The sequence below is a fragment of the Sphaerisporangium flaviroseum genome (assembly GCF_039537005.1).
GTDB lineage: Bacteria > Actinomycetota > Actinomycetes > Streptosporangiales > Streptosporangiaceae > Sphaerisporangium > Sphaerisporangium flaviroseum.
The window spans coordinates 1-24,114 of the sequence record NZ_BAAAZR010000002.1 but is presented as its reverse complement, the minus strand read 5'-3'; the positions used below and the strand labels follow the sequence as shown (position 1 = coordinate 24,114).

Genomic DNA, 24,114 nt, shown 5'->3' with positions numbered 1-24,114 from the left:
TCACGCGGGCGGGCCCGCGACCTCCGGCCCGGCCCTCGGCCCTGGCGAAGCCCCGCGCCTACCCGAGCGCGGGGTCGCGGGAGACCAGGTCGGGGATGTCGGGGGCGTACTCGTCGAGTTGCCGCCGTGGGTGCGCGGGCTCGCCCGTCAGCGCCGCGGCGGCGATGCGGTCGAGCCGGAAGACCCGGACGTCCTCTCTGAGCCGGCACCACCCGACGAGGTACCAGAAACCGCCACGCCCGCCGATGAAGACCCCGGGCTCGACGTCTCGCTCGGTGGACGCGCCCGCGCGGTCGACGTAAACAATGCGCAGCACCCGCCGGTCCTGCAACGCCTCCTCGATGACGCGGGCCACCGCGGCCCTGCCCTCGGCGGCGTCGGGCGCCTCCATCTCACCGATCGGGTCGACCTGGGAGGCCGGCTCCCTGGAGCGCATCCCCTCGGGCACGGGCATGGCGGCCACCAGCTTGCGCAGCGCGCTGCGGGCGTCGGCGGCGAACGGCTGCTCACCGGTCCGGCTCAGCGCGACCGCCACGGCCACCGCCTCGTCGGGGGTGAAGCTGAGCGGGGGCAGGGACGTCGCCTTCGCTATGGCGTAGCCCCCGTGGCCGCCGGCCTCGGCGTATATGGGCACGCCCGCCTGCTGGAGAGCCGAGATGTCCCTCTCGATGGTGCGGACGCTCACCTCGAAACGGTCGCTCAGCTCGCGTGCGGACCGGCACCGGGGGGAGATCGCGCGCAGCTCCTCGACGAGAGCGTAGAGCCGATCGGTTCGGTTCACATCCCGAAGCTACGCCGGGGCACCGACATTTGCCCGGGCTCGCGGGGATCCGATTGCCCTGCCTACGCGGGGATGCAGTGCCCCGGCCTGTGCGGTGGTCCAGTGCCCGGCCTACGCGGTGGTCCAGGCCATCAGGTCGTCGAGGGCCCAGGTGTCGATCACCCGTTCGGGCTCGATGCCGCACTGCACGGCCCGCGCGCACCCGTAGTGCTGCCATTCGAGCTGGCCCGGGGCGTGGGCGTCGGAGTCGATCGAGAACACGCATCCCATCTCGTACGCCGTCCGCAGCAGCCGCTTCGGCGGATCGAGCCGGTCGGGACGGGAGTTGATCTCCACGGCGACGCCGAACCGGCGGCACGCCTCGAAGACGATCTCGGCGTCGAAGTCCGACTCGGGGCGCAGGCCGCCTCGCCGGCCGTCGGCCCGGACGATGCGCCCGGTGCAGTGGCCGAGCACGTCGACCCGGGGGTCGGCCACGGCCACGACCATCCGCCGGGTCATGTCCTCGGCGTCCATCCTGAGCTTGGAGTGCACGCTCGCGACGACCACGTCGAGCCGGTCGAGCAGCTCGAGCTCCTGGTCGAGCGACCCGTCCGGCAGGATGTCCACCTCGATGCCGGTCAGGATCCTGAAGGGCGCCAGCTTCTCGTTCAGCGCGGCGACGACGTCGAGCTGCTCGCGCAGCCGCGCCGGGGACAGCCCGTTGGCCACGGTGAGGCGCGGCGAGTGGTCGGTCAGGGCCAGGTAGTCGTGGCCGAGGTCCCGCGCGGCCGCCGCCATCTCCTCGATGGGCGACCCGCCGTCGGACCAGTCGGAGTGGCTGTGCAGGTCGCCCCTGAGGGCGGCGCGCAGGGCGGCGGTCGCCTCGTCCAGGTCGAGGCCCGCCGTGTCCTCCAGGCGGCGCAGGTAGGTGGGGGTCGCGCCGTCCAGCGCCTCGGTGATCGCCAGGGCGGTGACCTTGCCGATGCCCTTAAGCTCGGAGAGCCCTCCCGATCGCGCGAGCCGTATCAGCTCCTCGGGAGGGATCTCCGCGACGGTGGACGCGGCGCGGCGGAAGGCCCGCACCCGGTAGGTGGGCTCTCCCGCCCGCTCCAGGAGAAAGGCGATCCTCTTCAGCGCTTCGACCGGCTCCACACCCGCGAACCTACCCGGCGGAAGGCCTCCGCCGCATGCCGCCGGTCGCCTGCGCCCCGGTGCTGCTATAGGCGACAAATCCGGATATTGAGGCTTTTGGAAACTTTGCTGCCGACGCCTGCGTTGACCGGTCCAAACGGTACGCTGTGCAGACTTTTTCGAGAGATGGAAACCGATGGCGAAACCCGAGCCTGAGCCCGGCCGACCACCCCACCCGCTGTCCCAGCGGATGGCCGGGTCAGGCGGCAGGCCCCCGGCCGGCAAGGGCAAGGGCAAGGGCTTGTCCTCCGGCATGGTCACCCTGGGCACGATGGGCCTGCTCTCGACTCTGGTGCTCGGGTTCTGCGCCGCCCAGGACAGGTTCGCCGAGCAGGTCACCGCCGACTGCGTCGATCTCAACAGCCGCCAGGCCGACGGGTCGTACCAGGTCGTGGACGACGACGACTGCGACGACGACCGCCCGCGCGGCCACCTCGGCTCACACGGCGCCTACGGCTGGTACTACGGGGGCGTGCGACAGGCCGGGCGCGTCCTTCGGGGCACGACCATCCGGCCCGCCACCGCGCACATCAGCAGCCGTTCCGGCTCGGTGCTCCAGCGCGGCGGCTTCGGTGGCCGCGGCCACGGAGGAAGCTGACATGCGGCGCCTGACCTCGGCACCGCGGGACGGCTGGGAGAAGATCATCGAGTCGCAGGGGCTGGCCTACCACCGGTCCGCGCACCCGGTGGACCTGACGCGTCCTTACTGGGACGAGAGCACCCACTATGTCTTCACCATGCAGGAGATCCTCGACCTGGAGAGCCAGGTCGAGGAACTGCACGGCATGTGCCTGGAAGCGGTCGAGCACGTGGTCGCCCACGGCCGCTACCGCGACTTCGCGATCCCCCAGTGGGTCGCGCCGGGGGTGGAGGCGTCCTGGCGGCGCCGGGACCCGCATGTCTACGGCCGCTTCGACCTGCGCTACGACGGCACCGGGCCCGCCAAGCTGCTGGAGTACAACGCGGACACCCCGACCAGCCTCGTCGAGAGCTCGCTGATCCAGTGGTTCTGGCTCAAGGACGTCCATCCGGACGACGACCAGTGGAACTCGCTGCACGAACGCCTGGTCGACCGGTGGAAGGAGCTTCCGCTCCAGAGCGGCCCGGCCCACTTCGCATGGACGAACATGGACGAGACCGGCGAGGAGGTGATGACGCTCGGCTACCTGCAGGAAACCGCCGACCAGGCGGGCCTGGACACCGTCGCCATCGCCATGGAGGACATCGGGTGGGATCCCGGGCGCATGCGCTTCGCCGACCTGGAGCAGCGGGTGATCCGGACGCTGTGCAAGCTCTACCCCTGGGAGTGGGCGGTCGCGGACCCGTTCGGCCCGCAGGCGGTCGGCCAGCAGATCTCCATGACCTGGATCGAGCCGCTGTGGAAGATGGTGCTCTCCAACAAGGCGCTGCTGGCCCTGCTGTGGGAGATGTATCCCGGCCATCCGAACCTGCTCCCCGCCTACCTCGACGGCCCTCGCGACCTGCCCGCCCACATCGAGAAGCCGCTGCTCGGCAGGGAAGGCGCGAGCATGCGCGTCGTCACCCCGGAAGGCACGCGGCGGACCGAGGGCGACTACGGCGCCGAAGGCTACGTCTACCAGGAGTTCCGCGCGCTGCCCGACTTCGACGGCTGGCGCCCGGTGCTCGGCGCCTGGGTCGTCGGGGACGAGGCGGCGGGGCTCGGCATCCGGGAGACCTCGGGTCTGATCACCGATGACTCATCCTCTTTCGTCCCCCACCGCATCATCCCCTGAGCCGTCCTCACCGCGCGTTTCCGAGCCGGCACCCCGCATCGTCCTCTGAGCCCGCCCCCCGCGAGCCTGGCCACCCGTACGTGCAAGGAGAAACCAATGATCATCGCGCTCGCCGGCCCGCTGGGAGAGGCGCTCGGACGAGGGGCCCTGGCCATCCTCGCGTACGCGATCCTGGGCGTCCTGCTGCTGGTCGCCGGCTTCTACGTGATCGACATGGCGATCCCCGGCCGGCTCAGCAAGATCATCAAGACCGATCGGAACCCCAACGCCACGCTGCTCACCGCCTCCGGGCTCACGGCCATCGGGCTGATCGTCGCGGCCTCCATCTGGTCCTCGGGCGGCGTGCTCCAGGAGGGCCTGCTCGCCACGCTGGTGTTCGGCGTCGTGGGCATCGCCGTGCAGACGCTGGGCATGCTGCTCTTCGACCGCGTCGCGGGCATCTCCGTACGGGAACTGGCGAAGGAGCCGAAACTGCAGCCCGGCGCCGTCCTGCTCAGCGTCACCCACGTCGTGATCGGGCTCATCACCGCCGTCGCGGTGATATAGAGCACCACCGGCCCGCGTACGGCTGTCGCACTCGCGTTGACCTGGCACCCTAGGGATGTGAACGACCGGGTACGTGAGGACACCGCGCGGCGGCTCGAGCGAGCGATGGGGAGTCTCGGCACCGCCGCGATGACCCGGATGGACGACCGGCTGCCGTGGTACCGCGCGCTGTCCGCGGAGGACCGCTCTTGGGTCGGGCTGGTGGCCCAGGCCGGCATCGCCGCCTTCGTCGAGTGGTTCCAGCACGCCGACGAGGGCAGGCCCACCCCCAGCATCGAGATCTTCGGCACCGCGCCGCGGGAGCTGAAGCGCTCGGTGTCGCTGCAGCAGACGGTCGACCTGGTCCGCGTCGTGGTCGAGGTGGTGGAGGCGGAGGTCCAGGAGCTCGCCGCGCCCGGCGGCGAGGAGCTTCTACGGCAGGCGATGCTGCGCTACACCCGCGACGTGGCGTTCGCCGCCGCGCACGTCTACGCCCGCGAGGCGGAGGTGCGCGGCGCGTGGGACGCGCGCCTGGAGGCCCTGATCGTGGACGCGCTCGTCCGCGGCGAGGTGGACGACGGGCTGCACTCCTGGGCGGCGGCGCTCGGCTGGACGTCCTCCCCCGTCGTGGTGCTGGCGGGGTACGCCCCCGACGTGGACCCGCAGACGGTGATAGACGGCATGCGGGACAAGGGCCGGCGTCTCGGCCAGGACCTGCTGGCCGGCGTGCAGGGTGACCGTCTGATCGTCATCGTGGGCGGCGCCGACAGCATCAAGGACGCGGCCAGGCACGTGGTGCCCCGCTTCGGGCCGGGCCCGATCGTCATCGGCCCCGAGGTCCCCGACCTGCACGCGGCGGCCCGCTCGGCCCGCGCGGCCACGGCGGGCCTGCGGGCGGCTACGGGATGGCCGGACGCCCCCCGGCCGGTCCTCGCCGAGGACCTGCTCGCCGAGCGGGCGATCGACGGTGACGACGACGCGCGGGTACAGTTGATCGAGAACGTCTACAAGCCCCTCGAGGGCACTCCGCTGCTCGACACACTCGCTACCTACCTGGAGCAGGGGACATCTTTGGAAGCCACGGCACGTCTGTTGTTCGTGCATCCGAACACAGTGCGTTACCGTCTGAAGAAGATCACGGAGCTGACGGGCTACCTGCCGACCGAGGGAAGGTCCGCCTTCACGTTGCAGGTCGGCCTGATCCTCGGGCGGCTCTCGCGAGCAACCGTAACGTAAATCGGGTTCGGTAACGGTCCGGAAACCGCTACTGGAGGTTTCCTACAAAGACCCCCCGACAAAGTTCGTACGGATCATTAGCAGTGTGGTGAACTCCTACAGGGCATGGTGGATTTTGTGCTCGTCATCGTCGCTCCCGGCCAAGGTGCCCAATCGCCCGGCTTCCTGTCTCCGTGGCTTGAGATCCCCGGTCTGCGTGACCGGCTGTCCGCATGGTCGGACATCGCCGGCCTCGATCTGATCTCCTACGGGACCACGGCCGGCGCGGACGAGATCCGTGACACCGCCGTCGCGCAGCCACTCTTGGTAGCCGCCGGCCTGGCCGTCGCCGAGGAACTGCTCGGCACGGGGTTCCCCGAAGACGCCCTTCCCGGCCTGGCCGCCGGGCACAGCGTCGGGGAGTTCACCGCCGCGGCCATCGCCGGCGTCCTCACCCCCGAGCAGGCCGTCGCCCTGGTCCGCGAGCGCGGCCAGGCCATGGCCAAGGCCGCGTCCGTGACCGAGACCGGCATGACGGCCGTGCTCGGCGGTGACGAGACCGAGGTGCTCGCGGCGATCGAGCGTCACGGCCTGACGCCCGCCAACATCAACGGGGCGGGGCAGATCGTCGCGGCCGGCACGACCGAGCAGCTTGAGGCCTTCGCGGCCGACGGCCCGGCCCGCGCCCGGTTGATCAAGCTGGCCGTGGCGGGAGCGTTCCACACCCGCCACATGGCCCCCGCGGTCCAGCACATGCGGGCCGAGGCCGCCGGCCTCCCCCTGGGCGACCCCCGCACGACCCTGCTGTCCAACGCGGACGGCGCGGCCGTCGCGACCGGCGCCGAGTTCGTCGAGCGGCTGATCGACCAGGTCGGCCGCCCCGTCCGCTGGGACCGGTGCATGGCCACGATGGCCGATCTGGGCGCGACGGCCATGATCGAGCTGCTGCCCGGAGGCACTCTCACCGGCCTGGCCAAGCGGGCGCTTCGCGGCATCGCGACGGTGCCCCTCAAGACCCCCGACGATCTCGCGGCAGCCCGCGCCGTGATCAGCAAGGAGACCGCCCAGTGAGGATCATGCGGGGCGCCCCGGGCGCCAAGGTGCTCGCGTTCGGCGGTTACCAGCCGGCCGGTATCGTCACCAACGACGACCTGGCCAAGGCCATGGACACCAACGACGCCTGGATCCAGAGCCGCGTCGGCATCAAGGAGCGCCGGGTCGCAGGTCCCGAGGAGTCCGACGTCGACCTCGCCGTCCAGGCGGGCGGCAAGGCCCTGGCGGCCAGCGGGCTGTCGGCGGCCGAGATCGACCTGGTCGTCGTCGCGACCTGCACCCTGGAGACGCAGATCCCGAACGCCGCCGCCCGCGTGGCACACCGCCTCGGCGTCCAGGCTCCCGGCGCCTTCGACGTCAACGCCGCCTGTGCCGGCTTCTGCTACGCACTGGCCGCCGCCGGCGACGCCGTACGAGCCGGATCCGCGACGAACGTGCTGGTGGTCGGCACCGAGAAGCTTTCCCAGTGGATCGACTGGACCGACAGGGCCACCGCGGTGATCTTCGCCGACGGCGCGGGGGCCGCCGTGGTCGGGCCGTCGGAGACGCCGGGCATCGGCCCCGTGGTCTGGGGCAGCGCGGGCGACAAGTCCGACGCGATCATCGTCAAGGACCGCGACTCCTTCCTCCACCAGGAAGGACAGGCCGTGTTCCGCTGGGCCACCACGGCCCTGCACCCGGTGGCCAAGGAGGCCTGCGACCGTGCCGGGGTCGATCCGTCCGAGCTGGCCGCCTTCGTCCCCCACCAGGCCAACCTGCGCATCATCGAGACCATCGCCCGCAAGCTCGGCGCCGAGAAGGCCGTCATCGCCAAGGACATCGTGCTCGCCGGCAACACCTCCGCGGCGTCGATCCCGCTGGCGCTGAGCCGCATGATCGAGCGCGGCGAGGTCCAGTCGGGCGACCTTGCCCTGCTTCTCGGCTTCGGGGCCGGCCTTACCTACGCCGGCCAAGTGGTGGAGATTCCCTGAACCTGTACGGAGGCCCGCACGGCTCGCCGTACACATCAAGAGAACAACCAACCCAAGGAGAAAATCGCGACATGGCAGCAACCGAGCAGGAAATCCTCGCGGGCCTCGGCAAGATCATCAACGAGATCACCGGCATCCCGGCCACCGAGGTCACCCCGGAGAAGAACTTCGTGGACGACCTCGACATCGACTCGCTCTCCATGGTGGAGATCGCCGTCGCCGCCCAGGACGAGTTCGGCGTCGAGATCCCCGACGACCAGCTCAAGCACCTGAAGACGGTCAAGGACGTCGTCAACTTCATCCAGAACTAGTTCTCCCCCTCAGGCGCCTGCTGCCCGGGCGTCTGAGCCCCCCTGCTTCGCGACGATCACAAGGAGCGCATCAAAGTGAGTACAGACCGGGTACGTGTCGTTGTCACCGGGCTCGGCGTGACAACGCCCCTCGGTGGAGACGTCGCCTCGACCTGGTCGGCGCTCCTCGCCGGACAGTCGGGTGTCAGGACCCTCACCGAGGACTGGATCGACCTGCTGCCCGTCAAGTTCGCCGCACGGGCGGCCGTGGAGCCCACCGAGGTGCTCCCCAAGCCCGAGTCGCGCCGCCTCGACCGCGCCGAGCAGTTCGCGCTCATCGCCGCCCGTGAGGCCTGGCAGGACGCGGGGGCGCCGAAGGTCGAGTCCGACCGGCTGGGCGTGGTCGTCGGCAGCGGCATCGGCGGGATCACCACGATCCTCGCCGCCTATGACGTGTTCAAGGAGAAGGGCTGGCAGCGGCTCTCCCCCTTCACCGTGCCCATGCTGATGCCCAACGGCTCGGCCGGCTGGATCGGCATCGAGCTCGGCGCGACGGCGGGCGTCCACGCCACCGTCAGCGCCTGCGCCACCGGCGCCGAGTCCATCGGCTACGCCATGGAGATGATCAGATCCGGGCGTGCGGACATCGTGGTGGCCGGCGGCACGGAGGCCGCCATCCACCCGCTCAACCTCGGCTCGTTCGCGGCGATGCGCGCGATGTCGACGAGGAACGACGAGCCCGAGCGCGCCTCCCGGCCCTGGGACAGGGGCCGCGACGGCTTCGTGCTCGGTGAGGGCGCGGGCATCATCGTCCTCGAGTCCGAGCAGCACGCCCTGGCCCGCGGCGCGCGCGTCTACGCCGAGGTCGCCGGGGTCGGCTACTCCGGCGACGCCCACCACATCGCCCAGCCCGAGCCCACGGGCGCGGGCGTCAGAAGCGCGGCCCGCAGGGTCCTGGAGGACGCCAGGCTGACCGGACAGGACATCGTGCACGTCAACGCGCACGCCACCTCCACGCCCGCGGGGGACGTCGTGGAGGCCGTGGCCATCAAGGACGTCCTCGGCGACCACCCGCTCGTGACGGCGACCAAGTCGATGACCGGCCACCTCCTCGGCGGGGCCGGCGGCATCGAATCCGTCTTCACGATCAAGTCGCTGTACGACCGCATCGTGCCGGCCACCATCAACCTGGAAGACCTCGACGACGGCGTCGAGGTGGACATCGTGCGCGGGGAGCCGCGCAAGCTCCCCGAAGGCCAGATCGCCGCGATCAACAACTCGTTCGGGTTCGGCGGCCACAACGTCGCCGTCGCCTTCACCAGCATCTGATTTGGAGCGACAGTGACCGTGCTCGACAACGGGGTGGTGACCGCAGCCTCCGACCAGGAGGCCACTGATCCTCGAGACCCGCTCATACGTCTGTCCGCCTTCTTCGACGAGGGATCGATCCACCTGCTCTCCCCTGAGGGCCGCAGCGGCGTGCTCGCCGCCATGGGCCGCGTCGAGGGAGTGCCCGTGGTGGCCTTCTCCAGCGATGCCCGCGTCCAGGGGGGCGCGATGGGCAGCGAGGGCTGCGAGCACATCGTGCACGCCTACGACGTCGCGGTGCGCGAGCGGGTGCCGGTGGTCGGCCTCTGGCACTCCGGAGGCGCCCGCCTCGCCGAGGGCGTCGAGTCACTGCACGCCGTCGGCCGCGTGTTCGCCGCCATGACCCGGGCATCGGGCGTGGTCCCGCAGATCTCCGTAGTGCTCGGCCCGGCGGCGGGCGGCGCGGCGTACGGGCCGGCGCTGACCGACCTGGTGATCCTCTCCGACCGGGGCCGCATCTTCGTCACCGGCCCCGACGTCGTCCGCAGCGTCACCGGCGAACAGATCGACATGGCCGCGCTGGGCGGTCCCGAGCCCCACAGCAAGCGCAGCGGCGTGGTGCACGTGGTCACCAAGACCGACACCGAGGCGCTGCTGAACGCCCGCCGCCTGGCCGTGCTGCTGGGCCACCAGGGCCGCGTCCGCCTCGAATCGGTCGAGGACGTCGACTTCTCCGGCCTGCTGCCCGAGGAGGCCCGCCGGGCCTATTCTGTGCAGCCGCTGGTCAACGGCCTGCTCGACGAGCCGGGGGTCGAGCTGCACCCCAAGTGGGCGCCCAACATCGTCACCACGCTCGGCCGCCTCGGCGGCCGCACGGTGGGCATCATCGCCAACAACCCGATGCGCCTGGCCGGTTGCCTCGACTCCACCTCCGCCGAGAAGGCGGCCCGCTTCGTCCGCATGTGCGACTCCTTCGGAGTGCCGCTGGTCGTCCTGGTGGACGTCCCCGGCTACCTCCCCGGTGTCGGGCAGGAGCACGACGGCGTCGTACGCCGCGGCGCCAAGCTGCTGCACGCCTTCGCCGAGGCGTCGGTGCCGCGCGTGACGCTGGTCACGCGCAAGGCGTACGGCGGGGCGTACATCGCGATGAACTCCCGGTCCCTGGGCGCCACCAAGGTGTTCGCCTGGCCGACCGCCGAGGTCGCCGTGATGGGCGCGGTCGCGGCCGTACGGGTGCTGAAGCGCCGCGAGATCGCCGCCGCGCCCGAAGAGGAGCGTTCGGCCCTGGAGGCACGGCTCGCCGAGGAGCACGAGAAGGTCGCCGGCGGCCTCGACCGCGCCATCCAGCTCGGCGTCGTCGACGAGGTCATCAAGCCCGCCGAGACCCGCAGCACCATCGCCAGGGTCCTGGCCCAGGCCACCCCGGCCCGCGGCGCCCACGGCAACATCCCGCTGTAGACCGCCGGCCGCGGAGGCCCCGCACCGGAACGCCGGTACGGGGCCTCTGCCGGCTTCAGGGCCCCGCTGGGCGGCCTCGGCCGGGCGTCGGAAGGTCGCGTCTTTCAACCGTCCTGGGCGGCCGAGGCGATCAGCACCACGGTCTCGTCCGGTGAGAGGGCTCTGGCCAGGAGGCCCGCGAACATCAGCGCGTACCTCCGGAGCTCTTCTGGTTCTTCGAGTACCATCCCGCTGGCGGCCTGCTCCAGGTAGACCACGCCGGGATCGCCGGGATCGGGGAACTCCAGCAAGCAGAACGGCCCGTCCATCGCGCAGTGGGCGCCCGCGGCGAACGGGACGGCCCTGATCTCGACGTTCCGAAGATCGCTCATCTCCAGCAGGTGGAAGAGCTGCCCGCGCATCGTGCCCGGCCCGCCGACCCGCCGTCGGAACACCGCCTCGTCGAGCACGGCGACCAGCCGGATCGGGTCATCCGGCCGTGTGACCAGATCCTGCCGCGACATGCGGACGGCGACCTGCTCCTCGATCTCGGACGGCGCCGGATCCGTCGCGGTGGCCCCGATCACCGCTCGCGCGTACGCCTCGGTCTGGAGCAGGCCGGGAACGACCTGGGGCTGGTAGGTGCGCAGGACCGAGCCCTCGGCCTCCAGCCCGATGTAGGAGTCGAAGCCGGGCTTCAGCGTGTGGCGGTAGCGGTGCCACCATCCGCGCTTGCGCGCCTCACGTGCCATCTCCAGCAGCGTGCCCCGCGCCTCGCCGGCGAGGCCGTACACCTCCAGCAGCGCGGCCACGTCGGCCGGGGTCGGCCTGCTCAGGCCGGTCTCGTGCCGCCAGAGGGTGATGTCGGTCGTGCCCACCAGGGCGGCGACCTCCTGGCGGGACTTCCCGCTCGCCGCCCGGAGCCTGCGCAGCTCGGCGATGAGGCGGCGATGCCGTGCGGTGGGGCTACGACGTGCTGCGCTCACGCACCCTCCTTCGGACGTCTTCAGGCCGCTCAGTCTGGCGGTCACCGAGAGCATCCGGCAAGGCACTCTTTGACACCAACCAATCTGAGGCTTTTCAAGTTGCTGCATTAACGACTCTGCTAGCAATGTGACCGTGGGCGATCAGATGGGCACACAATGTGTCCAGAGCGTCAGATGACACGCGAGAGGCGGTTGTCGATGAAAGTGCCGGCAGAGCAGGGTACGCCCGCTGTCACCCGTCTGGTCACGGCCACCTTCCCCGGCACGCACGACCAGGCCGCGCAGGCCCGCGCATTCGTGCGCGAGGTGCTCGGCCACGCGCGCTACCACCGGATCGCCGGCGACGCGGAGCTGCTGGCGAGCGAGCTGTTCACCAATGCCGCCCGGCACAGCCGTTCGAGGGACACGGGGAAGGTGACGATCATGGTCCAGGCGGGCGATGTGGTCCGTGTGGAGGTCGTCGACGACGGCTCGGCCGACCGCCTCCCCCGGGTGATGACCCCGGATCCCTCCTCGCTGGGAGGAAGAGGGCTGTTCCTCGTACGCGCGCTCTCGGCGCGCTTCGGAGTGCGCAAGCACGAGGCCGGCACCACGACGTGGTTCGAGCTGATCCCTTAGGAGCGGCCCCCTTGGGGGCGGGCGTCACACGGCGGCGTGCAGCCAGCGGACGGGGGCGCCGTCGCCGGCGTAGCGGAACGGCTCCAGTTCCTCGTCCCACTGCTTGCCGAGCAGCTTGTCGAGCTCTTCCTCCAGGACGACCCTGCCCTGCGCCGCCATGAGCATGACGTTGCGGAGCCGGTCCTCGGGGATCATGATGTCGCCGGACACCCCGATCACGGCCGTGAAGGCACCCAGGGTGGGCGTGTAGGCATGCCGGGACCCGTCGACGCCCGCGGAGGCGTCTTCGGTGATCTCGAAGCGGATGCGCTGCCAGCCCATGAGCGACGAGGTGATCGCCGCGGCCGTGCCGGGGCGGCCCTCCCACTCGGCCTGCGTGCGCACCGTGCCAGGCTGGGCCGGCTGCGGAGTCCACGACAGGTCAACGGGTACGCCAAGCACACCCGCGACCGCCCATTCGATGTGCGGGCACAGCGCGGGCTGAGCCGAGTGGACGTACAGCACGCCACGAGCAGACACCGGACCTCCCGTTTCGTACGAGGTGCGCCTTCCCCAACGTCCTCATACTGGGATGATCACAAGTGACTGAGGGAGAGACTACCGTCCGTCGTGGCGGGGCACCAGAGCCGGGTCATACCTAATCACGCTTGGCAACTCTCCGCATGGGGAAAGATACGTTCCGTGTTTACCTCCCCCATAAGGAGCCGCCGGTGAACGTGCAGGTAGTCGAGCACTTACCCGGCCGCAGTGCTCTCATCAGGCCCGGTGTGCTGCTCACCGAGGCCCCGGACGCCGCGGCGAGGTGGACACAGGCGGTCGAGCATCTGGACGGGCTCTCCGTCGTGCGGCTCGCGCCCGGAGCCGACCCGTGCGAGATCGCCGCGACGCTCTCCGCGCAGGGATACCAGGCCTGCCCCAACCACGTCGTCGTCGGCCAGCCGCTGTACTTCGGCGGGCCCACCGGGGTGCCGCTTCCGGCGGCGGCCCCGGCCTACGAAGCGGGCGAGCCCTCCCCGGTGACCGTCGGGCTGCTCGACACCGGCGTGGCGCCGCATCCGTGGTTCAAGGACGCCGGCTGGTTCCGCGACCAGCCCGACGAGGTCCTCGACGCCGACGGCGACGGGGTTCTCGACACCCAGGCGGGCCACGGCACCTTCATCGCCGGCCTGGTGCTGCGCCAGGCTCCGGGGGTACGGCTGCGCGTGGCACGGGTGCTGGACAGCAACGGGGTGGGCGACGAGGTGGGCGTGCTCCAGGCGCTCGGCCGCTTCCGGGACATCCGCCTCGACGTGCTCGTGCTGTCGTTCGGCTGCTTCACCTACGACGACCGGCCCTCGCCCCTGCTGCAGCGCGCGCTGGCCTGGTTCACCGACACGGTGATCGTGGCCTGCGCGGGGAACACCGCCTCCTCACGGCCCTTCTGGCCCGCCGCGCTGCCCCGCGTCATCGCCGTGGGGGCGCTCGATTCCACCGAGAACGGGCGCGCGAGGTTCTCCGCGTACGGCCCCTGGGTGGACGCCTGCGCCCGTGGGGAGGCTTTGACCAGTAGTTTCGTGGACTTTGATCATTTCAAGAGCTATGCCGTCTGGAGCGGCACGTCGTTCTCGGCCGCCGTGGTCGCCGGGGCCGTCGCCGCCGCCGCGCGGCACATGTCCCCCGGCGAGGCCGTGAGCCACGTGCTGGACACGCGGCGCGGCAGGCGATTCCCCGATCTCGGAGTCCTGGTGCCCGGGCCCCGCTAATGTGCTCACCAAGAGCATCCCCTCCGGCACGCAAAGTCACCTCATGCCTCACGACCTCGACCTCCTCGACGAGACCGCCTGGCGCGACCTCGTCGACCGCTTCGGCTACCGCATGTGGGCCGTCGCCCGGGCCTTCGGGCTGAACCCCTCCGACGCAGCCGACGCCGTGCAGGCCGCCTGGCTCCGGCTGATCGAAAGCGTCCACACGATCCGCGACCCCGATCGCATCGGCGCGTGGCTCGTCACCACGACGCGCCACGAGGCGGCGCGCATCGGCCGGGGCCGGGCGGGCGACCCGCTGCCCGGCCTGCCCGCCGAGATCCCGGCACCCGACGGCGACCCTGTGGCGGCCATGCTCACCGAGGAGGACGGGCGCCGGCTGTGGGCGGCCGTCGACACGCTTCGCGAGCCGTGCCGCTCGCTCCTCCGGCTGATCGTCACCGTCCCCGAGATCCGCTATGCCCAGCTCGCCCGGTGCCTGGACATGCCCGTCGGCAGCATCGGGCCCACCCGCATCCGCTGCCTCAAGCGCCTGCGCTCCCTCATGGAGGAAGATCGATGACGGACGACGAGTACGTCCTGGCGGCCCTGCGCATCGCCGCGGGTGCCGACCCGCTGCCCGCACGGGTCTCGGCCGACGCGCGCGCGGTCTACGGGCTGCGCCTGCCAGGAGCGGTGACGGCGAGCCCCGTGAGGCCGGCTCCGGAGGCGGCGACCGGCGTCCGGCCGCTGGGCGGCGTCCGGTCCGACGGCTGCGCGGACGACGGCGACCCCCGGCTGCTCCGCTTCGCCGCCGAAGGGCTGACCATCGACATGGAGGTCACCGTCTGCGACTCGCACATCGACCTCGCCGGTCAGGTGCACCCCGCTCCCGGCGACGGCGCCCGTGTAGAGATCAGGACCCCGCACGTCAGCAAGATCCGGTTCCCCACGGAGACCGGCGAGTTCGCCACCACCGGCCTGCCGCTCGGCTGGCTGAGCGTGGTCTGCCACCGCCCGGACCGCCCTCCGGTGGCCACCCGCTGGCAATGCATCCGCCGGTGAACGACCCCGGCCCGTGCCGGTGAACCGGCTCATGGCGGATGAGACGACGGCCGTACCGGCGAACCCGCTCATCGCGGATGAGACGACGGCCGTACCGGCGAACCCGCTCATCGCGGATGAGACGACGGCCGGGCTGGTGGCCGTGGCCGAGCAGGCCGTGGTCCTGTCGGGCGCCGATCCGCGCGAGGCCCGCGAGCGCGCGCAGGCCGTGCTGGCGGAGGCGGAGGCCGGCCACTGCCCCGAGGCGGTCTCCGTCGCCCACCGGGCCCTTGCGCTCGCGGCCCGGGAGTTCGGGTCTCTGACGCTCGCGATCGACCATCTCGAGAAGGCGGTCGCCGCAGCGGGGGACCACCCCGAACGTGCCGCTCAGGCCCGGCTCTCCCTGGTGACCGTCCGCGCCGACCTCGGCGATCCCGTTGGCGCGCTCCGGGTCGCCGACCAGGCGGAGGGGCATCTGACCGGCCTCGACCCGGCTCGTCTCGGCGTGCAGCGCGCTGTCGCCCTCGTCCAGCTCGGCCAGATGGAGGAGGCGGTCGCCCACTGCGACAGGGCCGTCGAGCGGCTCACCGGGGCCGGCGACCCCCGCTTCCTGGCCGGAGCCCTGCTCAACCGCGGCATCGCCCACACCTATCTCGAGCTGTACGACGCCGCGTCCCGTGACCTGTCGGTATGTGCCGCGATCGCCAGGAACGCGGGCCTGGACCACCTCGCCACCCTCGCCGAGGCCAACGTGCCCTTCGTGGCCACCCGGCGCGGCGACATCCCGGCCGCCTTCGCCGGTTACCAGGCCGCGGAGAAGGCGCTGACCGGCTATCCAGAGCGGCTCGCCGCGATGCGCGCCGACTTCGCGGGCGCGCTGCTCGCCGCACACCTCCCCGGGGAGGCACGGGCGCTTCTCGGCCAGGCGGTGCCCGACCTCGCCGCGGCGGGCGCCCAGGTGGCGCTGGCCGAATCCCGCCTGCTGCTCGCCCAGGCCGAGTTGCTGGTCGGCGACCCGCACCAGGCGACGACCACGGCCGGGCTGGCGGCGGACGAGCTCACCCTCCAGGGACGTCACGCGTGGGTGCCGCTGGCCACGGAGGTGGCTCTTCGGGCCAGGGTCGCCATCGAGCGGCCGACGCGAGGGTTGCTCGACGAGGTCCGGGCGCTGGCGGCGGCTCTGGCCGCGCATGGCTGGCCGGCGCCGTCGGCGGGACTGCGGCTCACCGCCGCCGAGCTCGCGGTGCGCCTCCGCGACCTGACCGCCGCCGAGACCGAGCTCCGCCTCATCGTCACCGATGACCGGGCATCCGGCATCCCCCCGGCCGCCGATCCCTCCACACCGGCCGCCCCGCAGGCGCCTCAAGCCGCAGGCACCCCGGACATCCCCCCACCCACCGACCCCACCACACCCGCCGCCCCGCGGGCNNNNGGCCGCCGATCCCTCCACACCGGCCGCCCCGCAGGCGCCTCAAGCCCCGGTCCCCCCGCCCGCCGGACGGACGCACCGCGTCGTGCGCCACCATGCCCTGGCCCTCCTCCGGAGCCTGCGAGGCGACCGATCCGGTGCCTTCGCCGCGCTCCGGGCCGGCCTGGAGGCGGCGACCACGGGAACCGAGCGCCTCGGCGACCCAGGAGTACGCGCTCACGCCGTACGTGCGGGAGAGCGGCTCGCGGACTTCGGGCTCTCGCTCGCGCTGCGGGACGGATGCCCCGAGACCGTACTCGCCTGGGCGGAGCACTGGCGCGGGACGGCGCGGGGGCGGCCCGGGGAGCCCTTGATACCCGAACGGCTCCGCGCCGCGCTCGGCGACGCCGTGCTGATCGAAATGGTCCGGCACGGCGATCGGCTCGCCGCCGTCGTCGTCACGTCAGACCGCTGCGTGCTCCGATGGCTGGGGTCGTACACGGCCTCCGCGGAGGCGACGATCCGCCTCCGGTACGGCCTGCGCCGCGCGGGCCTGCGCGACACGGGCACCCGTGGCGGAGTGGCGGCGGAGGCCGAGAGGCTCGCCGAACGGCTGCTCGGCCCCCTGGCAGGCGACATTGCGGACCGCCCGGCGGTGATCGTGCCCAGTGGCGCGCTGCACACCCTGCCCTGGCCGGTGCTCCCTCCCTTCCGCGGCCGGCCCCTCTGCGTGGCCTCCAGCGCGGGCACCTGGCTGGCGGCGGCCTCCCGGCTGCCCGGCCATCTCTCGCACGGGGACGGCGGCGCCGCAGTGGCCGCGGTGGCGGGTCCCGGGCTCCATCACGCCGAAGCGGAAGCGGCGATGGTCGTCCGCGCGTACCGGGAAGCGCCCCACCGGCCGCGGCAGGACCCGGCTCGCGCTGTGACGGCCGCGCGGGTCGGCGCGAACACCGGGGACGTCCTCGAAGCGCTGGGCCACGCGGAGGTTCTGCACGTCGCCGCACACGGGTACTTCTGCGCCCGCAGCCCGTTGCTGTCGAGCGTCGCTCTGGACGACGGCCCCCTGATGGCGTACGACCTGCTCGGGCTCCCGCGGTCGCCGTGGCTGGTGGTGCTGTCGGCCTGCGACGGCGGGATGGCCCACGCCCCGGTCGACGGAGCGCCCCTGGGCCTGGCCGGGGCCTTCCTCGAACAGGGCACGGCGTGCGTGATCGCGGGCCTCGTGCCGGTGCGCGACGACGAGGCCCTCACGCTCATGACGCTCTTCCACGCCTTGCTGATCTCGGGTCACACGCCTGCGGAAGCGCTCGCCACGGCCGGCGAGAAGACGGGCGTCCTGGGGTTCGCCTGCTTCGGCTCCCTCGGGCACCCGGTCTTCCCCCGGCTCGTGCCGCCCGGCGGATAGCCTCGGCGGTGACCCGGGAAAGCCTGGCCGCGGCCCGCTTCTTGCGATCGAGCCGTACCGGATCGGTCAGTCCTTGGCGATGGGCCGTGCCGGGTCGGTCAGTTCTTGGTGATGGGTCGTGCCGGGTCGGTCACCCAGTGGGACCAGGAGCCGACGTAGAGGGCCGCGGGGACGCCGGCGAGCGCCAGTGCCAGCACCTCATGAGCGGCGGTGACCCCCGACCCGCAGTAGGCCCCGACGGGCACCTCCGGCACGACTCCGAATGACAGGAACCGTTCCCTGAGGAACTCGGCGGGGTGGAAGCGCCCGGAGGAGTCGACGTTCTCCGACGTCGGCGCGCTCACCGCACCGGGGATGTGCCCGGCGACCGGATCGATCGGCTCGACCTCACCGCGGTAGCGCTCGGACGCGCGCGCGTCGAGCAGCACCCCGTCGTCCGCCAGCGCGCCCGCCTCGGCGGCCTCCAGCACCGGCATCCCGCCTGGACGGGCGGTGAAGTCTCCGGGCTCGGGAACCGGCTCCTCCTTGGTCACCGGGAACCCCTCGTCCACCCATCGGCGGAATCCGCCGTCGAGCACACGCACGTCCGGATGCCCGAAGTAGCGCAGCGTCCACCAGGCCCGGGCCGCGCTCGTGGAGTCGGCGTCGTCATAGACCACGACCGGCCGCGAAGCGGACACGCCGAGCCGCCGCATCGCCTCCTGGAAGGCGCCGGCATCCGGCAGAGGGTGCCGGCCACCGGGCCCGGCCGGTCCAGCCAGGTCGCGATCGAGGTCGCAGAACGCGGCACCGGGGAGGTGTCCCTCAAGGTAGGACTCGATGCCGGGGGTTCCTGCCAGCCGCCACCGGACGTCGAGGATCGTGGCCTCACCCAGGTCACCAGGATTGATCAACAGGCTCATCGGAATTCCGGGGCGGACGCCCTCATGGCCGCGGCCAGGGGTGCACGCCCCTTCCCCCCTTCTTCTCGTGAACGACGTGCGGCTCTTCTCGTGAACGACGTGCGGCGGTGGGAGTGATCGGAACCGAGAGCTCTCAGCCTCTTGGACGTGGGATCGCCGGCCTCCGACCCGGCGGAGTCGAGATCCTCGGACGTGGTCCGGCGGGACGGAGGCCTGCGGGTGGCGCTTCGGCCGGACGGCCCGGCCGCCGGGGTCAGCCCGCCGAGCGGGCGGTCGCCTCGGAAAGCGCCTTGGCGAAGGCGAGGACGTTGCTGACGGCCTCGGGACCGTCGGCGGCCTCGCTGACCCTCAGCGAAAGGTCGTCGGCGGTGATGGCACCGGTGTAGCCGTGGTCGGCCTCGCAGTTCTCGTCCCCACAGGTCGCGGGCTCGAGGTCGACGTGGGAGATCGCGCCCCAGCCGATCGTCAGCGTGACCTCCGTCGGCGGGACGCCCGCCACGTACGACGCGGGGTCGGGAACCACCCGGGTGACCGCCACGGACTGGACCCTGCTCAGACGCACCGCTTCGGTGGTCGTGGACGCGTGTGAGGTGGGCATTCCGTCCGCGGGCGGGTGCTCGTCGGTGTGGCACACCAGGAGCCGTGTGGGTGAGAGGACCACCACGGTGACGTGCCTGCGCACCTCCATCGCCGGATCGAAGGTGGCCTCATGGTGCACGACGAACGCCGTCACCTGCTCCTTGCCCAGCGCGGACTCCGCCGCGTCGGCCACGAGATCGGGGTAGTAGCCGCTGCGTTCGATAGCCTCGCGCAAACCTGCGGCCGAGACTCGGGTTTCCCTCATGGGTCCATCCTGCCCTGTCTCGGCACGGTGTTTCACCTCACCGCCACCACCTTGGCACCCTCGTCCACCACGAGCACGCCGGCGACGTCACATCCTCCTCAGGGTGCACACCCGCCACAGCACGGGAGGCCCGCCGGTCAGCCCAGGCGTCTCGGCCCCCGGTCGGGCCGGGGGCCGACGGTGCCGCGGAGCACGGCCCTGGCTCCAAGCACGCTGACACCGGCCTCCCCGACCAAGATGGGGTCGAGGTCGAGCCGGGCCACGCCGGGAAGCTCGTCGGCGAGCCGCCCGACCCTGACCAGCAGGTCCTCCAGCGCCTCCACCGCCACGGGCGGGTAGCCGTACTCCCCGAACAGCAGGGGCGCGGCGCGCACGGACCGCACCAGCGCGGCCGCGTCCTCGTCGGTCAGCGGGGCGAGCCGGAAGGCCTCGTCCCCGAGGAGCCGTGCCGTCACCTCCCCCAACCCGAACGACACCACCGCTCCGAAATCGGGGTCGTCCACGACTCTCACCACCGTCGGGACCGCCGGCTGCGGCGCCATCCGCTGGACGGACAGCGGCACGCCGGGGCCCAGCCGTGCCGCCAGGTCGTCGTAGGCGTGCCGCACGCCTTCCGGGTCGGACAGGCCCAGACGGACCGTCCCGGCCCGGTGGGACACCTCCAGGCCGGCCGACCTCACGACGACCGGCCGGCCGAGCCGGTCGGCCGCCGCGACGGCCTCCTCCGGCGAGGCCACCACTTCGGAGGGCCAGACCTCCAGTCCGTACCTGGCGAGCAACTCGGTGGCGTCGACCTCGATCGAAGCGCCCGCGGCCGCGGTCGCGCCGAGGTCCCCGTGTGCCTCACCGGTGCCGGCGGTCGCGAGGATCCGGTCGACGATGGCCCTGGCGCCGGCGGTGTCCACGTCGCCGAGGTCGGGGAAGCTCCCCTGTGGCCTCTCCCGCCAGGAGGCGTGCCGGACCACGTGGGCGAGGGCTCGTACGGCCTCCTCGGCGGCGGGGTAGGACGGGATGGATCCCTTGCCCGGATCGCCCTTCTCGCCGGGTACGCGCAGCTCCGGCGGCATGCCCATGCGTCCCTCGAAGGTCGCGAGGACCGGCTTGCCGGTCTTCCCCGCCACCCGTACGAGCTCGGCCGCGACCTCGGCGGCGTTGCCCGGCACCGGCGGCATGTAGATCGCGACGATGGCGTCCACCGCGCCGTCCATGTCCGCCAGCGCCTTGCGGTACTCGCCCGCACCCGCCCCGGCCCCGAGATTGGCCGGCGGGCGCGGCTCCAGCCCGGCCGCCACGCAGGCGTCCACCGCGAGCAGCGCCATGGCGTCGGAGTTGCTGACGACGCCCACCCGCGGGCCGGCGGGCAACGGCTGGTAGGCGAGCAGCTGGGCCACGTCGAAGAGCTGGGTGAGGTCGTCCACGCGGACCACCCCGGCCTGCTCGAACAGCGCGCTGAGCGCGGTGTCCGGCAGCCCGAGGACCGGGGCCGCGTGCCCGACGGGCACTCCCTGGGTGGTGCCGCCGCTCTTCACGACCACGATCGGCTTCTTCCGGGACGTACGCCGGGCCAGCCGGGCGAACTTGCGCGGGTTTCCGAGCGACTCCAGGTAGAGAAGGATCACGTCGGTGGCGGGGTCCTCCTCCCAGTACTGCAGGAGGTCATTGCCGGAGACGTCGGCCCTGTTCCCGGCTGACACGAAGGTCGAGATGCCCATGCCGCGCTGCGCCACCCGCTGGAGCAGCGCGGTGCCGAGCGCGCCGGACTGGCTGAAGAAGCCCACGCGCCCCCTGCCCGGCAGGTGCGCGGCCAGGGTGGCGTTGAGCCGGACCGCCGGGTCGGTGTTGGCGATGCCGAGACAGTTGGGGCCCACCACGCGCAGGCCGTACGAGCGGGCGATGCGCACGAGGTCGTCCTGCCGTGCACGCCCGTCCTGTCCCGTCTCCCCGAAACCGGAGGAGACGACGACCAGACCCTTCACCCCCTTCTCCGCGCACTCCTTCACCACGTCGAGCACGGCGTCGGCGGGTACGGCGACCACGGCGAGGTCCACGTCCTCGTCGATCGCCGACACGCTCTTGTACGCGCGGACCCCCGCCACCGCGCGTACCTCGCGATGGACCGGGTAGACCGGGCCGCTGAAGTCGGCCCCGAGGAGGTTGCGCAGCACGGTCTGGCCGATGCCGCCCGCCTCGCGCCCGGCGCCGACGACCACGACCGAGGCCGGCGTCAGCAGCCGCTCGATCGAGCGCGCCTCGGCCCGGTGCTCGCGTGCCGTCGTGACCTCACGCGAGGTCTCCGTCGTCGCCAGGTCGAGGGTCATCCGTACGACCCCGTCCTCGAACTGGCTCTGGGCGGTGTAGCCGGCCTGGCGAAAGAACGCCATCATCCGGGTGTTGGACGGCAGCACGTCGGCGATGAAGCGCTTGATGCCGCGCTCCCTCGCCGCCGCGCGCAGGTGCTCCATGAGCACCGAGGCCACTCCCCTGCCCTGATGGGCGTCCTCGACCAGGAACGCCACCTCGGCGCTGTCCTGCTCCTCCATACGGTCGAAACGGACGACCGCCACCATCTCCGTGCCGAGGGTCGCGATCAGCGCCACACGGTTGACGTAGTCGACGGTGGTGAACCAGGTGATCTCTCGATCCGACAGACGGGGACGCGGCCCGAAGAACCGGAAATAGATCGACTGATCGGACAACCGGGAATAGAACGCGCGGAGGATATCGGCGTCTTCTGGCCGGATGGGCCGCAGATGTGCGGTACCTCCGTCGGCCAGGACGACGTCGGCCTCCCAGTGCGCTGGGTAATGAGGTTCCACATTGATGAGGGTAAGGGGCCTTGTGTCGGATTTGTTGAGCAACGCTTGTGCATCGACTGTGCACGGGTGTCCGCTCTATGCCCCACGCCCCGGCTTGAAGCTGTTAGGTTTTGCTGTCAGCAGCCTCCTGTAGTGCCAGCAAGGTGGTGACATCATGACGCGGGTTGTCGTGGTGGGCGATCTGATGACCGATGCGGTCGCACGCGCCCGCTACCCTCTCGCCAGGGCAAGCGACACTCCGGCCGTCGTCACCATGCATGGTGGCGGGTCTGGGGCCAACATCGCGTCCTGGCTTGCAGTCGAGGGTGCGGAGGTGGCCTTCGTCGGCCGCCGAGGCGCCGACATCACAGGCCGTAACCGTGACATGGAGCTCATGGGATACGGCGTCGACGCCCGCCTGGTCATGGACCCTGAGCGGCCTACCGGCACGTGCGTCGTGCTGGTCACGCACAAGGGCGAGCGCACTCTGCTCTCCGATCCCGGCGCCAACGCCGCCCTGTCCCCCGAAGACCTGCCCCGCGACCTGTTCGCCCATGGCGGCCACCTTCACGTCTCCGGGTACACCCTGCTCAACGACGGATCGCGTGACGCCGGTCTGGCCGCGCTCGACCACGCTCGCCGCGCGGGCATGTCGATCTCGGTCGACTGCGCCTCCGCCGCGCCGCTGGAGCGCACCGGGGCCGAGCCGTTCCTCGAGTGGACCCACAGCGCCAAGCTGCTCTTCGCCAACGACGCGCAGGCCAAGGTCCTCACGGGCCGCGACGACCCCGCCTCCGCGGCGAAGGTGCTCACTGCCTGGTTCCCCCAGGTCGTGATCAAGCTGGGCGGCGAGGGATCCCTGTGGTACACCAACAACCGGGCGGAGCCGGTCCGCGCGCCGGCCGACCACATCGAGCGGTCCATCGACGGCACCGGTGCGGGTGACGCGTTCACCGCGGGGTTCCTCCAGCCATGGCTGGAGGGCAAGCAACCGGCCGACGCCCTGGCCGCCGGCAATGCCCTGGCCGCAAAAGCCATAGGCAACCTAGGCGCCCGCCCCCGCCTCTAACCCCCGCCCACAGACCCACGGGCGGGGGCGCCCGGCCAAGGACCCCCCGGACCCGGGGCCGCACCACCCTACGATCATGCTGTCTTCAACGGCAGATCATGGCAGGGGTATGGCACTTCTTCTCGCAGGTGGGGGCATTGTCGGTGATGTACATCGGCATGCGGAAGGACGAACGCGCACAGGCCCTCCCGGCACCCATTTGATCGGGGTACCCACCTGCTGCCCACCCAGGTCAGACCAGCCCTGTAACGGCTAGCAGGGTCATTCGCTCCACCTTCTGCCGAGCGGGGTCATTCGCTCCACCAGCTGAGCGGGGTCATTCGCTCCACCTTCTGCGAGCGGGGTCGTGAGCTGGGCGGGCAACACCCGGGTACCCCAGTCAAACGGGTGCCGGGTGGGCCCTGAAGATCGATAGGCATAGCCGGGACACATCCATGCCTCCTCGATCAGTCAGACGGTGTCCATCCCGTTCCGATGCGTCCCCTCGTGTGGTGAGGTGAACCCGACCTCGGCCATAACCGCTCCGCGGTGACGTACATCGGCACGCGGATGGACAACGCACACAGGCCCTCCCGGCACCCATTTGATCGGGGCACCCGCCCGCTGCCCACCCAGGTCAGACCAGCCCTGTAACGACTAGCAGGGTCATTCGCTCCCACCAGCTGAGCGGGGTCACTCGCTCCACCTCCTGCGAGCGGGGTCTTGAGGGCCACACCACCCCAAGGGCGGCACCTTCCCGAGGGCCGCACCACCCCCAGACCGTGACTCATTTGGGGATCGGTCGTTGGATCGATCGTGGATGCGTTCCTTCGACG

At 71.7% G+C, this 24,114-nt stretch carries 22 protein-coding genes; 15 read left to right on the top strand and 7 right to left on the bottom strand.

Annotation, left to right across the window (positions count from 1 at the left end; translation table 11 throughout):
• Positions 1-58: 58 nt before the first annotated feature.
• Together ABD810_RS06390 and ABD810_RS06385 are read right to left on the bottom strand one after the other, a co-directional pair.
• Positions 59-781, bottom strand: a complete 723-nt coding sequence (locus ABD810_RS06390) for a helix-turn-helix transcriptional regulator (RefSeq protein ID WP_344935499.1) — start codon at positions 779-781, stop codon at positions 59-61.
• A gap of 111 nt (positions 782-892) precedes the next feature.
• Entirely contained in the window at positions 893-1,915 is a 1,023-nt protein-coding gene (locus ABD810_RS06385) for a PHP domain-containing protein (protein WP_344935497.1), read from the bottom strand.
• Positions 1,916-2,090: 175 nt separating this feature from the next.
• Here ABD810_RS06385 and ABD810_RS06380 point away from each other — a divergent pair, with 175 nt between their 5' ends.
• The 9 genes from ABD810_RS06380 to ABD810_RS06340 all read left to right on the top strand — a co-directional run bounded on the left by ABD810_RS06380 (position 2,091) and on the right by ABD810_RS06340 (position 10,528).
• Complete coding sequence (locus tag ABD810_RS06380; protein ID WP_344935495.1) at positions 2,091-2,552, top strand: hypothetical protein; 462 nt, start codon at positions 2,091-2,093, stop codon at positions 2,550-2,552.
• 1 nt (position 2,553) lies between these two features.
• Positions 2,554-3,708, top strand: coding sequence for a glutathionylspermidine synthase family protein (locus ABD810_RS06375; RefSeq protein WP_344935493.1), 1,155 nt, complete (start codon positions 2,554-2,556; stop codon positions 3,706-3,708).
• Positions 3,709-3,804: 96 nt separating this feature from the next.
• On the top strand, positions 3,805-4,254 hold the full coding sequence (locus ABD810_RS06370) for a DUF350 domain-containing protein (RefSeq protein ID WP_344935491.1): 450 nt from the start codon (positions 3,805-3,807) through the stop codon (positions 4,252-4,254).
• Positions 4,255-4,359: 105 nt separating this feature from the next.
• Positions 4,360-5,469, top strand: a complete 1,110-nt coding sequence (locus ABD810_RS06365) for a PucR family transcriptional regulator (protein ID WP_344937528.1) — start codon at positions 4,360-4,362, stop codon at positions 5,467-5,469.
• Positions 5,470-5,586: 117 nt separating this feature from the next.
• Positions 5,587-6,519, top strand: a complete 933-nt coding sequence (locus ABD810_RS06360; protein ID WP_344935489.1) for an ACP S-malonyltransferase — start codon at positions 5,587-5,589, stop codon at positions 6,517-6,519.
• A 5-nt stretch (positions 6,520-6,524) separates the two neighbouring features.
• The gene (locus tag ABD810_RS06355) at positions 6,525-7,472 is read left to right on the top strand and encodes a beta-ketoacyl-ACP synthase III (protein WP_344937526.1); all 948 of its coding nucleotides are present in this window, start codon (positions 6,525-6,527) and stop codon (positions 7,470-7,472) included.
• Positions 7,473-7,543: 71 nt separating this feature from the next.
• Positions 7,544-7,783, top strand: coding sequence for an acyl carrier protein (locus ABD810_RS06350; protein WP_344935486.1), 240 nt, complete (start codon positions 7,544-7,546; stop codon positions 7,781-7,783).
• Positions 7,784-7,858: 75 nt separating this feature from the next.
• A complete protein-coding gene (fabF, locus tag ABD810_RS06345) occupies positions 7,859-9,091 on the top strand; it encodes a beta-ketoacyl-ACP synthase II (RefSeq protein WP_344935483.1) in 1,233 nt (410 codons plus the stop codon).
• 12 nt (positions 9,092-9,103) lie between these two features.
• Entirely contained in the window at positions 9,104-10,528 is a 1,425-nt protein-coding gene (locus ABD810_RS06340; RefSeq protein WP_344935481.1) for an acyl-CoA carboxylase subunit beta, read from the top strand.
• Positions 10,529-10,632: 104 nt separating this feature from the next.
• On the opposite strand, the gene ABD810_RS06335 is transcribed toward ABD810_RS06340, so the two are convergent.
• A complete protein-coding gene (locus ABD810_RS06335; RefSeq protein WP_344935478.1) occupies positions 10,633-11,493 on the bottom strand; it encodes a helix-turn-helix domain-containing protein in 861 nt (286 codons plus the stop codon).
• A 198-nt stretch (positions 11,494-11,691) separates the two neighbouring features.
• On the opposite strand from ABD810_RS06335, the gene ABD810_RS06330 reads away from it, so the two are divergent.
• Entirely contained in the window at positions 11,692-12,111 is a 420-nt protein-coding gene (locus ABD810_RS06330) for an ATP-binding protein (protein ID WP_344935476.1), read from the top strand.
• Between the two features lie 24 nt (positions 12,112-12,135).
• Here the strand turns inward: ABD810_RS06330 and ABD810_RS06325 are convergent, their stop codons facing one another.
• On the bottom strand, positions 12,136-12,630 hold the full coding sequence (locus ABD810_RS06325; RefSeq protein WP_344935473.1) for a DUF3145 domain-containing protein: 495 nt from the start codon (positions 12,628-12,630) through the stop codon (positions 12,136-12,138).
• 191 nt (positions 12,631-12,821) lie between these two features.
• Here ABD810_RS06325 and ABD810_RS06320 point away from each other — a divergent pair, with 191 nt between their 5' ends.
• The 4 genes from ABD810_RS06320 (at position 12,822) to ABD810_RS06305 (ending at position 17,689) form a co-directional block, all read left to right on the top strand.
• Entirely contained in the window at positions 12,822-13,853 is a 1,032-nt protein-coding gene (locus ABD810_RS06320; protein ID WP_344935471.1) for a S8 family peptidase, read from the top strand.
• Positions 13,854-13,896: 43 nt separating this feature from the next.
• Positions 13,897-14,415 (top strand): RNA polymerase sigma factor, encoded by a 519-nt coding sequence (locus ABD810_RS06315; RefSeq protein ID WP_344935469.1) that lies wholly within the window; start codon positions 13,897-13,899, stop codon positions 14,413-14,415.
• The gene (locus tag ABD810_RS06310) at positions 14,412-14,897 is read left to right on the top strand and encodes a hypothetical protein (RefSeq protein ID WP_344935468.1); all 486 of its coding nucleotides are present in this window, start codon (positions 14,412-14,414) and stop codon (positions 14,895-14,897) included. The genes ABD810_RS06315 and ABD810_RS06310 overlap by 4 nt, the downstream gene beginning before the upstream one ends.
• A gap of 1,493 nt (positions 14,898-16,390) precedes the next feature.
• Positions 16,391-17,689 (top strand): CHAT domain-containing protein, encoded by a 1,299-nt coding sequence (locus ABD810_RS06305; RefSeq protein ID WP_344935466.1) that lies wholly within the window; start codon positions 16,391-16,393, stop codon positions 17,687-17,689.
• 98 nt (positions 17,690-17,787) lie between these two features.
• Here the strand turns inward: ABD810_RS06305 and ABD810_RS06300 are convergent, their stop codons facing one another.
• The 3 genes from ABD810_RS06300 to ABD810_RS06290 all read right to left on the bottom strand — a co-directional run bounded on the left by ABD810_RS06300 (position 17,788) and on the right by ABD810_RS06290 (position 22,251).
• Positions 17,788-18,591 carry a sulfurtransferase gene (locus ABD810_RS06300; RefSeq protein WP_344935464.1) on the bottom strand — a complete coding sequence of 268 codons (804 nt, stop codon included), beginning with the start codon at positions 18,589-18,591 and terminating at the stop codon, positions 17,788-17,790.
• A gap of 253 nt (positions 18,592-18,844) precedes the next feature.
• The gene (locus ABD810_RS06295; protein WP_344935462.1) at positions 18,845-19,435 is read right to left on the bottom strand and encodes a DUF5998 family protein; all 591 of its coding nucleotides are present in this window, start codon (positions 19,433-19,435) and stop codon (positions 18,845-18,847) included.
• Positions 19,436-19,572: 137 nt separating this feature from the next.
• Positions 19,573-22,251, bottom strand: a complete 2,679-nt coding sequence (locus ABD810_RS06290; RefSeq protein WP_344935460.1) for a bifunctional acetate--CoA ligase family protein/GNAT family N-acetyltransferase — start codon at positions 22,249-22,251, stop codon at positions 19,573-19,575.
• A gap of 154 nt (positions 22,252-22,405) precedes the next feature.
• Here ABD810_RS06290 and ABD810_RS06285 point away from each other — a divergent pair, with 154 nt between their 5' ends.
• Positions 22,406-23,299: a carbohydrate kinase family protein gene (locus ABD810_RS06285; protein WP_344935458.1), complete on the top strand. Its 894-nt coding sequence runs from the start codon at positions 22,406-22,408 to the stop codon at positions 23,297-23,299.
• Positions 23,300-24,114 lie beyond the last annotated feature (815 nt).

Bases quoted from the DNA above. Each gene is read 5' to 3' on its own strand.
- ABD810_RS06380 (WP_344935495.1), top strand. From the start codon at position 2,091: ATGGCGAAACCCGAGCCTGAGCCCGGCCGACCACCCCACCCGCTGTCC.
- ABD810_RS06375 (WP_344935493.1), top strand. From the start codon at position 2,554: ATGCGGCGCCTGACCTCGGCACCGCGGGACGGCTGGGAGAAGATCATC.
- ABD810_RS06370 (WP_344935491.1), top strand. From the start codon at position 3,805: ATGATCATCGCGCTCGCCGGCCCGCTGGGAGAGGCGCTCGGACGAGGG.
- ABD810_RS06365 (WP_344937528.1), top strand. From the start codon at position 4,360: ATGGGGAGTCTCGGCACCGCCGCGATGACCCGGATGGACGACCGGCTG.
- ABD810_RS06355 (WP_344937526.1), top strand. From the start codon at position 6,525: ATGCGGGGCGCCCCGGGCGCCAAGGTGCTCGCGTTCGGCGGTTACCAG.
- ABD810_RS06350 (WP_344935486.1), top strand. From the start codon at position 7,544: ATGGCAGCAACCGAGCAGGAAATCCTCGCGGGCCTCGGCAAGATCATC.
- ABD810_RS06330 (WP_344935476.1), top strand. From the start codon at position 11,692: ATGAAAGTGCCGGCAGAGCAGGGTACGCCCGCTGTCACCCGTCTGGTC.
- ABD810_RS06315 (WP_344935469.1), top strand. From the start codon at position 13,897: ATGCCTCACGACCTCGACCTCCTCGACGAGACCGCCTGGCGCGACCTC.
- ABD810_RS06310 (WP_344935468.1), top strand. From the start codon at position 14,412: ATGACGGACGACGAGTACGTCCTGGCGGCCCTGCGCATCGCCGCGGGT.
- ABD810_RS06300 (WP_344935464.1), bottom strand. From the start codon at position 18,591: ATGAGCCTGTTGATCAATCCTGGTGACCTGGGTGAGGCCACGATCCTC.
- ABD810_RS06295 (WP_344935462.1), bottom strand. From the start codon at position 19,435: ATGAGGGAAACCCGAGTCTCGGCCGCAGGTTTGCGCGAGGCTATCGAA.
- ABD810_RS06285 (WP_344935458.1), top strand. From the start codon at position 22,406: ATGACGCGGGTTGTCGTGGTGGGCGATCTGATGACCGATGCGGTCGCA.